Here is a 12,489-nt window from a genome sequence, read left to right as displayed (position 1 = left end):
ACAAAACCAGTAACGTATATTGGCTACTTTTTTCTCTGCGTCCTACCCTTTGGGGCTATATACACAAGGATAACAATGATCAAATTAATGCATACTCGGTTTCGCTGGCCTATCGCCTTATGTCTGCTTTTCATCTCTACCGGAATGGCCTTTGCCCTTGGCACGGGGAATGCTCAAGCCCCGGCTACAGCATACACACATACTGATGCTCTCCTACTGGTGGCCTATATTTTGATGGCGCTGGTGTTTTCTTTTCTCTGTTCTGTTGCAGAAGCGGTTCTTTTAAGCATTACGCCTTCTTATATTGTGGGGTTACAGCAAGATAGACCGAAACTGGCGGCTCTGTTGACACGATTAAAGCAGAAGAATGTTGACCAATCACTAGCAGCGATCCTAACCTTGAACACCATAGCCCATACGGTCGGCGCAATTGGTTCCGGGGCCAAAGCCACAATCGTCTTCGGTAGTACCTGGTTCGGGCTGTTTTCAGCAATCATGACGTTGCTAATCCTCTTTCTTTCCGAAATCATCCCCAAAACCTTAGGTGCTGTTTACTGGAGAAAACTAGTCGGTCCGACCGCTATTTTTGTGCGCAGTCTGATCCTCCTCCTTTATCCTCTGATCTGGATTTCAGAAAAACTGACCAAATTGATTGCCCATGGAAAGGAGCTGCATGTTTTTAGTCGAAAAGAATTTATTGCCATGGCAAAAATCGGGGAACGTGCGGGACAAATTAGAGAACGTGAATCAGGAATTATCCGCAATCTTTTCCGTTTTGATTCGATACACGCTAAAGATATTATGACCCCTAGTACAGTAATTGTTTCGCTCCAGCAGGATATGACAGTTACCGAAGCACTGGATTTAAAATCACACACCCCATTCTCTCGCCTGCCGTTATATAGAAATGGCCTTGATGACATTACAGGGTTTATTTTAAAAACCGATATGTTGATATCAAATGCACAGGCACAAAAAGAGGTCAAGCTTGCAAGCCTAAAGCGCGACATAATGACCGTTTCCGGCGAAATGCCGTTATCAGACCTGCTGGAGTTTTTTCTCGATCATCGGCAACACATTGCTCTGGTTGTAGACGAATACGGAGGCACTATAGGTCTGGTGACACTTGAGGATATAGTAGAAACACTATTGGGGATGGAAATTGTAGATGAAACTGACAAGGTAGAAGATATGCAAGTGCTGGCGCGACGACAATGGGAAAAACGTGCAAAAGCGATCGGGCTGCAACTTGACACTTCCCAAAAAATACCGAATAATCCACATTCGCCGCCGAGCACCGACACCCCTAATCCTTGAACTCACTCTTACTCTTGCCGCACCAGATACAAGGTGCGTTGTCCTATGTTAAATAAACTCTACAATCGTCATAAAACAAATCAAAGAGTTACCAACCCCGTGAGTAGTTGCCTTTCAGCAAAGCAATGAATACAACCCCTCCGACGACAACCAAGCTTTTTTACCGATAAAGACTTTTTTCTTCCGTTATTTCAGCTAGAAAAACTAATAGGCTGACTTGACTAGCTTCATTTGGGGGCATAAAATTATACTATAAGCCAAATGAGAAATTGAAAAAGACAAAGCTCAACCTGTCGTGAGGCAGGGGCGGAAAGCCTAGGATCTTTTTAAGAAAGCCGGGTTGCCTTTAACAAGGCAATTCGGCTTTTTTTATTGCCTTGTATATTTTGGCAAGAAGTCCATAGTGATGACCACCAACAACAAATTCATGAGGGAGATAAAGCAATGGCACTCTATGCATTTGATGGTACGTGGAATGAAGACGAAAAAGGCGAAGGAAAAGACACAAACGTTATTAAATTTTACAATGCCTTTCAAGGACCTAAATTTTACCTCGAAGGTGTGGGCACTCGCCTGGGTTTTATCGGCAAATTGCTTGGCGGAATGGCTGGTGCAGGTGGTTGGTTTCGTATTAAAGAAGCCATGGATGAGCTGGAGCGAAACTTCAACAATGGAGACAAAACGGTCGACATCATCGGCTTTAGCCGTGGTGCTGCTTTAGCACTGCATTTTGCAAACGAAGTAGAAGAAGAAATACCGGATGTAAAAATCCGCTTTTTAGGCCTATGGGACGTGGTCGCGTCTTTCGGGCTTCCTGGAAATGATATAAATATCGGCTGGGACCTCACCCTAGCAGGAAACGTGGAACACTGCTACCATGCGATGGCACTGGACGAACGTAGAGGCAACTTCAAACCAACCAGGGTACATCCCTCACGCAAAGGTGATTCAACTGCTGGAAGACTCGAAGAGGTATGGTTTCGTGGTGTCCATTCAGATGTCGGCGGTGGGATGAGTATAGGCCTTTCCACTATTGCCCTGTGCTGGATGATGCACAGAGCAATTACCTGCGGACTACCAATAGCATCAACTGAACTCCAACGTTTCCAAACAATGCGCGATCCCGGCGCTCCAATCTCGAGAAATCTTGACCCCATACCTGATCCTATGCGTAGGATTGAGATGACCGATAAAGTCCACGATTCAGTTCAACCACGTGGTAACAAAGATGGTATAGAGCATAACGATCCGCCGGCCAGTCTAACGCTTGTGAGCGATTAAGGTTGTTAAATAGTGATGCGCAGCTGATGGGAGAGGTGAAGAAAACACTTTTCCTTTCCCATAGTGTTGAACCTGTTCCCTCCCCTTCTTCTTTGTGGAGCAATGATGATGAAATTTAAAAGTAAAGGCGAACCTTTAGACGATAATGGAATGGATAAAGTATGCAGCACGTTAGGTGTTTCTGAATCGAAAATATGGGCAATACTGACCGTAGAGACTCGAGGATTCGGCTTTTTCAGCGACCGAAGTCCGCAAATACTTTTTGAACGGCATATTTTCCACAAGCTGACAAACGGAATGTACGATGAAGGCAATGCTGATATCAGCCATAAAAGACCTGGTGGCTACAAAGGCGGCCCAAAGGAATACAGCCGTTTAAAAAAAGCAATAAAACTGGACCAGGATGCTGCCCTCAAGAGTGCCTCCTGGGGGATAGGGCAAGTCATGGGTTTCAATCATGACGTTGCTGGATTCCCAACGGTTAAGGCCCTGGTACAGGGGATGGTCAAAAACGAAAACGAGCAACTGTTGGCTATGGCTCATTTTATTAAAGGAAACAACCTGGCAGGTGCGTTGCACCGTAATAACTGGGTAGCTTTTGCGCGTGGCTACAATGGGAGTGGTTTTAAAAAAAATGAATATGACACGAGACTGGCCGCAGCCCACGCCAAATACAAAATTATACTGCCGGATCTGACCCTTCGCTCCGGCCAGGCAGCACTCCAATATCTTGGCTATGAGCCTGGGCCGATCGACGGCTTACGAGGTCGCCGGACTCGTTCAGCAATCATCCAATTCCAGGCTCAGTCAGGTCTGGCCGAGACAGGCGAACTGGACCAGGAAACTGAAAACACGCTGATGAAAACAGCTTTTGCTGATTAGTCTATCCAGCGGCCTTATCACCGGTTGCCCTCGGCAATCTGTTGCATCTGCCGGAGCAATAAACCACGCATGCCCTGTGCTGCTTCAGAGCTTGCCCAGCCATTGCCGGCACTTGCAACACGAAAAAAACGTTCTGCTATCTTCCGCTCGCCTTTGTTCCAATAGGCAGTAACGCCTTCTTTCTTGGTATCTTCAGCAATTTCCTTTTTACCTGCATCATAGTCACGCCTGCCATGTGACCAGTTGATAATATGTCCATAGAACAAGAGGCTTCTATCCAGCAGAATATAGAGCAACTGACTATTGGTAACGGGACCGATGCGCAATTGTTCGCCCCCAATATGCATACCAAGCAGCTTAATCCCTGAGAGCCATTTTTTCCCCTTAAATGCTGTTCCTGCTGCGCCGACCAGCCCGCCCAAGGTAGAAAAGACACCGAAAGAAATACCTGCTGCAGCTACATCAAGGCCAGCTCCCAAAGCAGCCCCACTCATTGCTCCGGCAAGGATGATCTGCTTATCGGTTAGGCCGAGAAACTCCCAGGTCGCCTTGCTGAACAGATCCTTTTCCAGAATGGAATGCTCCGGCAAGTCAATATTAAAGATATTATGTTTAAACAGGCTCCGGATAGCCTTATGGGCGCGATGCTCTTTATGGGCAATCAGCTCCTGATATTCCTGCCACATTTGCCGACACACAGCCTGCTGATTTTCTTTTGCACAGGGAACGGTTTTGCGATAAGCCAATGCTTCGCCGATGAAGGCAAGCAGAATATCTACACTCTGTTCACTCCGCGCCTGCCAGTCAGTTTTAAAGGCCTCGACCACGTCACGCAAGGCTGGTTCCCACTGCTGATCAATGGACTTGAGGTTTTCAAGCAGCTCAATTCGCTGAATGTAGGTGGCCCTGCTGGAATTAAAGACACGAATGGCATTAAAGTGTTTGCGAAACTCTGATTGCCACTGTGCAAGGTAGGCGCTGTCCTCTCCCTTACTGTTGATGACCGCCATTCTTGGCGCACCGCTGAGGCGAAGGATTTCCATCTCAGCACGATCCATATTACGCACCGGCCGCGAGCCATCAACTACAAAAATAACGCCTGCGCCCTCGGCCACAGGTCCCAACAATTCGCAGTCATCTCGAAATGCAGGATCACCGGCATGAGCCTCGATAAACGAGGCAATCATCTGTTCGTCCTCTCCCTGATACCCTTGCATCCACTGCAGGGTTTTGCGAGGATTTTGAAATCCAGGCGTGTCGACAAAACGGATAATCTCCCGTCCATCCACCATGACGGGAAAATTCTGACAGGTAACGGTTTCCCCGGGAATGGGGCTGACACGTACCGAATCGTCTTCTGCTAGAGTGGAAAGCACTGACGACTTGCCTTCATTAGGATGCCCGATGATGGCAAATTCTGGAATGTGGTTAAGCTTTTTCATCGTATCAATGAGGTGACGGTTATAGCAGGATCAGCAAGTGATGTGATTTTCATCGCCCAAATGGCAAGTGCTTCTTTCTCTGCAGGGGTAAGTACTTCATCGGCTGCAGGCTTGCCGATCAGGCCGATCAGAATTTCCGTTTCAGTGCCTACCGCCTGTCGAATATCTCGAAGTAACGATACTATTTCCTCTATGGGTGGCTGCCATGCTTCCTGCAATAGTGTGACGCCTGCGAGTTTATTTACTTTTGCGTTGTTCGCAAGTGTGTCGAAAAGCTGCTCATCAGTGCCCTCCAGACCGCCAAAACGCATAATGTTCACAGCGCCTTTGGCTCCACTATCGGTAAGCAGTGATGTCAACCGATCCAAAGGTACAATGTCGTATAGTTCATCAGGAATAAGTAGAAAGGTGACCTCCTGCTTGTTACCAACAGCAGGCAGGATGACCTTCTCCTCTTCATCTTTCTGTGAACCTGATGGTTTTCTTTTGCTCGCAGCACGGCTATTATCTCCTGAGGTTTTCACTGTCGGCGTTACCATCCGTCGCACCAGGCGACGTAGCTCAGGTTCTTCCGTGGATGGAATCCGCTTTAAGAGCCGATTTCTGACAAACAGACCAAAAACCAGCAGCGCAACACGAGGCAGCAGACCGTAAAACAGTACTGAACAACACAAAAAAGGCCACCAGGAAACAAGATCCACGGTCGCCAGACTGTACAGACCGTCTTTAAGTATTATCCGACTGCCTGCAATTGCTTCAAGACTGGGGTAGGCGAGATGTTCGGGTAACACCCAACTCCAGGGCAGCGCGAGCCAACGAACCGTTTCAGCGATAAGGCTTTCCTGCACTTGCAACGTCGATTGCCAGCCAAATGCGGTATCCGCAACAAAAACTTTACCCAGAGTTGCTCCTATGACACCACAATTAAAGCCTATCCCGGCAAGCTGCAACAGCAGAAAAATAGACCAAAGAACAAAGGGCGCCAGAGCTGCCTGTCCCATAATCTGTTCCCGGAACAAATGAACGGTTCTCTGGGTGGAAAGAGAGCGTTTTCGGTAAACTACTTGCTGTAGCTTACCCATCAACAAAAAAGATAACCTGCCCAGCAACACTCCAAATATGGAGGCGGGTAATTGACGTTTTCTCATCTTGCGCCAGCACAGGGTAAATAATTGTCCGGTGAACAGTAAAAACTGCAGCAGGACAAAAAGCGCAAAATAGCCGGTTACATTAACTGGAGCCTGCCCTGAATACACCAGAAAAGGGATGGTCACGCTAATACCGCCGAGCATGCCGATGCCTAAAGCAATACCCTTTGCTCCAAAAAATAAATCCTGCCAGATTTTCCCAGGTAAAATCTGCTGCCCATCGTCTGCCAGGAAAGCTTCTCTTCTTAACTGCAACCACTTCCTTACCAGCAGGCGTGGTTGAGCACTCTCCCCGTACTGCGGCAAAATTTTTTTCGTGTACAGAGTGCGATCACGCTGTACAAGAGATGCCTCCCCTTCACGGTTGTCATTTTGCCGATCTTGATCAAGAAAAAACTCCAGGTCAAGAATATCTCCGATTTTCCAGGACGCGTTACTCATGACTGCACTCTCTTTGGGGTCAGTAGAAGCAGCAGCGAAAAATAATTGCAGGAGGATACTAATTTGTATAGAACATCCCCTTTATTAGGGGCGCATTTGTTACAATTCATAGTAGGTCGTACGTGGGTTTTTCATTAAACATATTCATACAAAGCATACATATCTAACTTCATGAACAACAACTCTCAAGATCAAACGGCCCTGCACACTTCACTGCAAGAAAAAGTGCGCAAGGGTTTTGGTGCAGGCTGGCCTATCTGCCTGGGATACTTTCCCATAGGCCTTGCTCTGGGCGTTCTTGCCCAGCAGGCACAAATACCAGTATGGGCGGTGGGCATGATGTCCATCCTTGTCTTTGCCGGCAGTGCCCAATTTATCTGCGTTGCGATGCTCGCCGGCGGTGCTTCCGTCACTTCAATTATTCTGACCACCTTTGTTGTCAATCTCCGCCATGCCCTTATGAGCTCGGCCCTGGCTGTCCACCTCCAAGGAGTCAATCGCCGGTTTCTCTCCTTTTTTGCCTACGGCATCACCGATGAAAGTTTTGCCGTAAACATGACTCGGTTTAACAACGGTGACTGGAGTAAATGGAGTGCACTCTCGGTGAATCACCTGGCAAACGCTGTATGGATTGTCTCCACCGTAACCGGAACAGTGATAGGCCAGTTCATTCCCCAAGGAGCCTTTGGCATTGATTACGCGCTAACCGCAATGTTTATCTGCCTGCTTGTTTACCAACTGCAGGGCATCATTTTTGTAGCCACAGCATGCATTGCAGCAGCAATTGCCGTAGGTTGGTATCTTTTTATTCCTGGCGATTCTTATATTGTCGGAGCATCCATGAGTGCGGCAACCATTGGCTTTTTTATCAAAAGAAGAACAAGAGACGGTCATGCATCTTCCTGAATATTTTTTCCTCTTTGCCGCCATGGGCCTGGTTACCTATGTACCGCGATGGCTCCCGCTCCTTTACCTGGCCCATCGACGCCTTCCCCAATGGCTTGTTGACTGGCTCAGTCTGATCCCGGTGGCTATCCTAAGCGCCCTTCTCGCCCCTATTCTCCTCACCCATGCCGAACCGCGCACCCTGGATATCGCCCAGCCGGAGCTACTCATAGCCGTGCCCACCTTTCTCATTGCGTGGAAAACAAAAAGTCTGGGAGGTACTGTCATTGCGGGAATGTTGCTCTATTGGCTTGCTGGATTATTACTGTAGGGCATACGGCATACACAAGGCAGGGAAAAGAGAGAAAGCGCATCAATCGTTTTACTGACGGCCGGTAAGAAAATAGGTCGCACGAGCACCTTTGCCTTTCATTTCAACCATCATCGGCCCGGTAAAACAAAAATCATCCTCAAGACTGTCATAGACTTCTTGCGAAACATTTATCTGCATGGGCTGGGACAACGATTCCAGACGAGAGGCGATATTCACCGTATCACCAAAAATATCATAAAGGTACTTATCGATGCCCACTATCCCTCCGACAACTTCACCTGAATGCATTCCGATCCGTACCTGCCACTGATGATCAGCATGAACATTTCGCTGTTCAAGAAAGGCGATCATCGCCAAAGCCGCATCTGCCATTTTCCGGCCATGGAAAGGATCGGCTTCCGGTATTCCACAGGTACAGAGATACGCATCACCAACGGTCTTCATCCGTTCACATCCATGCATGCGAGCAATATCATCAAACCCGGAAAAGATATCATTGAGTTCGCGAATTAAAACTTCTGGATCCAAACGAGATGATGCAACAGTGAACTGAACGAGATCGACGAAACAAACAGTTACATCCGTGTAGGACTGAGGGCTGAAACTCCCTTTTTCTATCAGCTCCTGAGCTACCCGCGCAGGCAACACATTACGCAGCAGAGATTCTGATTTCTGTTTTTCAAGGTGCAATTGTTTGTTTTTCTCTTCCAGCTGCCGCTGTAAACGGCACAGCTTGAGATGGGTGGATATTCTTGCCAAAACTTCCCCGAAATGAAACGGTTTGGTAATGTAATCAACCCCTCCCGCTTCAAACCCCCGCACCTTATCGTCAGCTGCATCCAGGGAGGAAATAAAAATAACAGGAATATCTCGAAAAGCTGCTTCCAGTTTGAGTCGTTTACACAACTCAAAGCCATCCATCCCCGGCATGATGATATCAAGCACAATCAAATCCGGCAGTACTCTCCCCTCAGCCTGGAGAAAGGCCAAAGCTGCATTGCCGTCTCCTGCCAAATCGACAGAATAACCGGTTTTGACCAAAAGCCTTTGCAACAGTTTCTGATTGACCTTGGAATCTTCTACAACCAGAATATGTTCTTTAAAGGTATCCATAAATGCGCTGTTGTTGAAGTAACAGACCAAGAGACTTCCTGCTGGTTTACACATGCCTCCTGGATCGCTGCTGAAGAGCCAGATCCATCAACACCAAAGCCGCCATGGACTCGACAATAGGCACCGCCCTGGGGACTACGCAGGGGTCATGACGCCCTTTTGCTTCCAGGACAACCTTATTGCCTTCAAAGTCAACCGTATCCTGCATCATACCTATGGTTGCCACCGGCTTGAAGGCCACCCGAAAAAGAACAGGCTCACCATTGCTAATCCCACCTTGAACCCCACCGGAATGGTTGGTCACTGTGCCCAGCCTTTGCCCTTTTTGTACAAAAGGATCATTGTGCTGGCTACCGCGCATCTTTGTGCCGGCAAAGCCACTGCCGATATCAAACCCTTTGGTAGCGGGCAGGGACAGCATGGCCTGGGCCAGTCGCGCTTCCAGTTTATCAAAAATGGGTTCTCCCAGACCAATGGGCACATTTCGGCAAACACAGGTGAGAATGCCGCCGGTTGAGTCTTTGGCTTCCAGTACTTCCGCAACCCTCTGCTCCATTTTGGCTGCTGTCTCTGCATGCGGACACCGAATAATGGTCGCGTCGACGTCGCTACGGCTAATTCTCGCATGGTCGATTTCAGGAGCTTCAATGTCACCGACAGAACTAACCCAGGCAACAATTTCCGTCCCATACGATTCCCGAAGCCATTTTTCAGCAATTGCACCGGCAGCAACGCGGCCTATGGTCTCTCTGGCACTGGAACGACCACCACCGCTGGAAGCTCTGGTTCCGTACTTCAGCTGATAGGTAAAATCGGCATGGGAAGGTCTGGGGATTTTACTCATCTCACCATAATCCTGGGGTCGCTGATCCTTATTATGCACAAGCAGCATAATGGGTGTGCCCAGGGTACGGCCAAACTCCGTACCAGAATAAATGGTTACCTGATCTGCCTCCTGACGGGGAGTGCTCAGGTTACTCTGTCCGGGGCGCCTCCTGGATAATTGTGGTTGAATATCCTCTTCAGTGAGTTCCATTCCCGGAGGGCAACCATCTACAATAGCACCCACTCCCTTACAGTGCGACTCGCCAAAGGTACTCACCTTATACAGGCTCCCAAGCGTACTGGACATACAATCTCCCTTACTTTTCTTTCGTTATTATACTTCTCTTTTTTTCAGCTACCTCGAACCAGTGCCACCAGTGAGGAAAAGAAACCGACAATACTGTTCTTACCATGCGACATCGGCTCAAGCACCGATACTTTACCCCGGGATTATCGAATTAGCATCCCAGAACCAGCAAACATTTCAAGTAAAATGCTGCAGGTACCACTCACTGGCCATATCAAGCCCATCTTTGATGGAATATTCCGGATTGTAGCCCAGCAATTTTTGCGCCTTGCCGATATCTGCTAGAGAATGCCTGACATCACCTGCCCTGAAATCCCGATAAACAGGTTCCACTTCTGCAACCGCCGGAATCCGTACAGCCACCTTTTCCCGTATCAAATCATACAGGCCGGCAAGCGTTGTCCGCTCACCAAAGGCAACATTGTACACCTGATTAACAGCTGCCGGATCAGTTGCTGTGGCGGCGAGAATATTCGCCTGAACGCAGTTATCAATAAAACAAAAATCACGGCTTGTTTCACCGTCACCGTTGATAAAGACTGTTTCCTTTTGCAGTAAACCACCAAACCATTTGGGAATCACGGCCGCATAGGCACCATTGGGATCCTGGCGTCTACCAAAAATATTAAAATAGCGCAGACCGATGGTCTCAAACCCATATGTCCTGGCAAAAACCTCTGCATACAACTCATTGACCAGCTTTGTGACAGCATAAGGAGACAGCGGCTTGCCTGTCTTCTCTTCCACCTTAGGGAGCCCTGGATGATCACCATAAGTGGAACTGGAGGCAGCATAGACAAAACGACGAACCTTCGCGTCTCTTGCAGCCACCAGCATATTGAGGAACCCGTTTATATTATTTGCATTGGTGGTCAGCGGGTCTTCAATGGACCTGGGTACAGAGCCCAGCGCGGCCTGGTGCAACACATAGTCAACATCCCTGCAGACCTCATGACAGGTCTGAATATCACGGATATCTCCTTTTATAAAACAAAAAGCATTCCATTGTTGGGCTGTTACCTTGGTTTTGACCTCGTCAAGGTTATGCTGAAAACCAGTAGAAAAATTATCCAGCCCGACCACACGCTGGTTGAGCTTCAACAGGGTTTCGAGTAGGTTTGAACCTATAAAACCGGCAACCCCTGTTACCAGCCAGGAAGCAGGTTGCTCTGCAAGTTGTTTTTGTTGTTTCTTATACATAGGCGTAGTATTTAAAAATTGTAGTTATGGCAGTGTATGCCCATGCATACAAAATTACCATAGAAATAGCAAAGCATTCGCTCCGGCGGCATAGAGCATTCCCATTTACCATCTAAGTTACCGTGTCACTGCAGGCAAAGAATCCATCATTAAAATCGCACCGAAAGATTATCCACATTGATATGGATGCGTTTTTTGCTTCTGTCGAACAACTGGATAACCCTGCACTGCGCGGCAAACCGGTCATTGTCGGAGGGGCTCCCCAAGGCCGGGGAGTCGTTGCGGCATGCTCCTATGAAGCAAGAGCGTTTGGTATTCATTCAGCTATGCCCAGTGCCCGTGCCTACACCCTCTGCAGGCATGCTGTTTTTGTCCGTCCGCGCAAAGAACGCTACCAGGAAGTTTCTCATCAGATACGGGCTATTTTTTCACGTTATTCCCCTCTTGTAGAACCTCTCTCCATTGATGAGGCATTTCTCGATACCACGGTTAATACCCTCAACAATCCATCGGCCACCCATGTAGCACAAATTATACGTGGCGATATTTATCGTACAACCGGCCTCACAGCTTCTGCAGGAGTATCGTACAATAAATTTCTTGCCAAGCTTGCCTCGGATCAGGATAAACCGGATGGTTTAACTGTTATCACCCCGCAAAAGGCCAGATCCTTTCTCCGTAGTCTTCCTATCAGACGTTTTTACGGGGTCGGCAAGGTGACGGAGCAAAAAATGCACGGATTAGGTATCCGCACCGGAAGAGATCTGGAAAAATTTTCTCAAGCCGCGCTCACAGCAGCCTTTGGCTCCAGTGGCTGCTTTTTTTACGATATGGCCCGCGGCATTGACAATCGACCTGTACAACCTCACCAAACAAGAAAATCCATTGGCACGGAAACAACATTTCAAGAGGATATTTACCAGCTCGAAGAGGTACTGAATATACTGCAATCCCTCGCCAACCAAGTGGGAAATGCACTTAGCCGTAAAAAAATCGGCGGAAGAACCCTTAGTCTAAAAGTACGCTATGATGATTTTACAACCATAAGCAGGTCCTGCAGCAAAAGGGCGGGCTTTTATTCTCAACATGATATATGGCAGCAGGTGCCACCATTAGTTGCAGCAACCGAAGCAGGCCGGAGGAAAATAAGGCTTCTCGGCCTGACTATCTCCAACCTTCTCGATGAAATCCCACCCGGTGGGCTTCGATATGAACAACTCCTGTTGCCTTTTTATTCAAAAGAGGACAATTCGCCTACCACACTCATTGCAAAAATCAGACAGGCAAACAACTATGTTGATTGTTTTGGGTAAA

11 protein-coding genes and 1 riboswitch are annotated in these 12,489 nt (G+C 48.0%); of the genes, 6 read left to right on the top strand and 5 right to left on the bottom strand.

Annotated elements, in window-relative coordinates:
- Positions 1-75: 75 nt before the first annotated feature.
- The 3 genes from ACHZCY_RS17395 to ACHZCY_RS17385 all read left to right on the top strand — a co-directional run bounded on the left by ACHZCY_RS17395 (position 76) and on the right by ACHZCY_RS17385 (position 3,480).
- Positions 76-1,317 (top strand): hemolysin family protein, encoded by a 1,242-nt coding sequence (locus tag ACHZCY_RS17395; RefSeq protein WP_319549810.1) that lies wholly within the window; start codon positions 76-78, stop codon positions 1,315-1,317.
- 273 nt (positions 1,318-1,590) lie between these two features.
- Positions 1,591-1,665, top strand: a riboswitch (cyclic di-GMP riboswitch).
- 96 nt (positions 1,666-1,761) lie between these two features.
- Positions 1,762-2,598, top strand: a complete 837-nt coding sequence (locus ACHZCY_RS17390) for a DUF2235 domain-containing protein (RefSeq protein WP_319549809.1) — start codon at positions 1,762-1,764, stop codon at positions 2,596-2,598.
- Positions 2,599-2,706: 108 nt separating this feature from the next.
- Positions 2,707-3,480 (top strand): N-acetylmuramidase domain-containing protein, encoded by a 774-nt coding sequence (locus tag ACHZCY_RS17385; RefSeq protein ID WP_394713413.1) that lies wholly within the window; start codon positions 2,707-2,709, stop codon positions 3,478-3,480.
- A gap of 17 nt (positions 3,481-3,497) precedes the next feature.
- Here ACHZCY_RS17385 and ACHZCY_RS17380 read toward each other — a convergent pair whose 3' ends face one another.
- Positions 3,498-4,922 carry a GTPase/DUF3482 domain-containing protein gene (locus ACHZCY_RS17380; protein WP_319549807.1) on the bottom strand — a complete coding sequence of 475 codons (1,425 nt, stop codon included), beginning with the start codon at positions 4,920-4,922 and terminating at the stop codon, positions 3,498-3,500.
- Positions 4,919-6,511: a DUF2868 domain-containing protein gene (locus tag ACHZCY_RS17375; RefSeq protein WP_319549806.1), complete on the bottom strand. Its 1,593-nt coding sequence runs from the start codon at positions 6,509-6,511 to the stop codon at positions 4,919-4,921. The genes ACHZCY_RS17380 and ACHZCY_RS17375 overlap by 4 nt, the downstream gene beginning before the upstream one ends.
- A 171-nt stretch (positions 6,512-6,682) precedes the next feature.
- Between ACHZCY_RS17375 and ACHZCY_RS17370 the strand changes: the two genes are divergently transcribed.
- Positions 6,683-7,417 (top strand): AzlC family ABC transporter permease, encoded by a 735-nt coding sequence (locus tag ACHZCY_RS17370; protein WP_319549805.1) that lies wholly within the window; start codon positions 6,683-6,685, stop codon positions 7,415-7,417.
- Entirely contained in the window at positions 7,404-7,727 is a 324-nt protein-coding gene (locus ACHZCY_RS17365) for an AzlD domain-containing protein (RefSeq protein ID WP_205224846.1), read from the top strand. The genes ACHZCY_RS17370 and ACHZCY_RS17365 overlap by 14 nt, the downstream gene beginning before the upstream one ends.
- 51 nt (positions 7,728-7,778) lie before the next feature.
- Here ACHZCY_RS17365 and ACHZCY_RS17360 read toward each other — a convergent pair whose 3' ends face one another.
- From ACHZCY_RS17360 to ACHZCY_RS17350, 3 genes are all read right to left on the bottom strand, one after another.
- The gene (locus tag ACHZCY_RS17360; protein WP_319549804.1) at positions 7,779-8,897 is read right to left on the bottom strand and encodes an adenylate/guanylate cyclase domain-containing protein; all 1,119 of its coding nucleotides are present in this window, start codon (positions 8,895-8,897) and stop codon (positions 7,779-7,781) included.
- A complete protein-coding gene (gene aroC, locus ACHZCY_RS17355; RefSeq protein ID WP_319549803.1) occupies positions 8,890-9,975 on the bottom strand; it encodes a chorismate synthase in 1,086 nt (361 codons plus the stop codon). The genes ACHZCY_RS17360 and aroC overlap by 8 nt, the downstream gene beginning before the upstream one ends.
- 177 nt (positions 9,976-10,152) lie before the next feature.
- Positions 10,153-11,175: an NAD-dependent epimerase/dehydratase family protein gene (locus ACHZCY_RS17350; RefSeq protein ID WP_319549802.1), complete on the bottom strand. Its 1,023-nt coding sequence runs from the start codon at positions 11,173-11,175 to the stop codon at positions 10,153-10,155.
- A gap of 122 nt (positions 11,176-11,297) precedes the next feature.
- Between ACHZCY_RS17350 and dinB the strand changes: the two genes are divergently transcribed.
- Positions 11,298-12,488: a DNA polymerase IV gene (gene dinB, locus ACHZCY_RS17345; protein WP_319549801.1), complete on the top strand. Its 1,191-nt coding sequence runs from the start codon at positions 11,298-11,300 to the stop codon at positions 12,486-12,488.
- Position 12,489: the final 1 nt, after the last annotated feature.

The organism is Desulfogranum marinum, assembly GCF_963675105.2.
In the GTDB taxonomy this organism is placed as follows: domain Bacteria; phylum Desulfobacterota; class Desulfobulbia; order Desulfobulbales; family Desulfobulbaceae; genus Desulfogranum; species Desulfogranum marinum.
Note: the sequence above shows the minus strand (reverse complement) of the source record. Positions and strands in the feature narration are given on the sequence as shown.

Bases quoted from the DNA above. Each gene is read 5' to 3' on its own strand.
- ACHZCY_RS17395 (WP_319549810.1), top strand. From the start codon at position 76: ATGATCAAATTAATGCATACTCGGTTTCGCTGGCCTATCGCCTTATGT.
- ACHZCY_RS17390 (WP_319549809.1), top strand. From the start codon at position 1,762: ATGGCACTCTATGCATTTGATGGTACGTGGAATGAAGACGAAAAAGGC.
- ACHZCY_RS17385 (WP_394713413.1), top strand. From the start codon at position 2,707: ATGAAATTTAAAAGTAAAGGCGAACCTTTAGACGATAATGGAATGGAT.
- ACHZCY_RS17380 (WP_319549807.1), bottom strand. From the start codon at position 4,922: ATGAAAAAGCTTAACCACATTCCAGAATTTGCCATCATCGGGCATCCT.
- ACHZCY_RS17375 (WP_319549806.1), bottom strand. From the start codon at position 6,511: ATGAGTAACGCGTCCTGGAAAATCGGAGATATTCTTGACCTGGAGTTT.
- ACHZCY_RS17370 (WP_319549805.1), top strand. From the start codon at position 6,683: ATGAACAACAACTCTCAAGATCAAACGGCCCTGCACACTTCACTGCAA.
- ACHZCY_RS17365 (WP_205224846.1), top strand. From the start codon at position 7,404: ATGCATCTTCCTGAATATTTTTTCCTCTTTGCCGCCATGGGCCTGGTT.
- ACHZCY_RS17360 (WP_319549804.1), bottom strand. From the start codon at position 8,897: ATGTGTAAACCAGCAGGAAGTCTCTTGGTCTGTTACTTCAACAACAGC.
- aroC (WP_319549803.1), bottom strand. From the start codon at position 9,975: ATGTCCAGTACGCTTGGGAGCCTGTATAAGGTGAGTACCTTTGGCGAG.
- ACHZCY_RS17350 (WP_319549802.1), bottom strand. From the start codon at position 11,175: ATGTATAAGAAACAACAAAAACAACTTGCAGAGCAACCTGCTTCCTGG.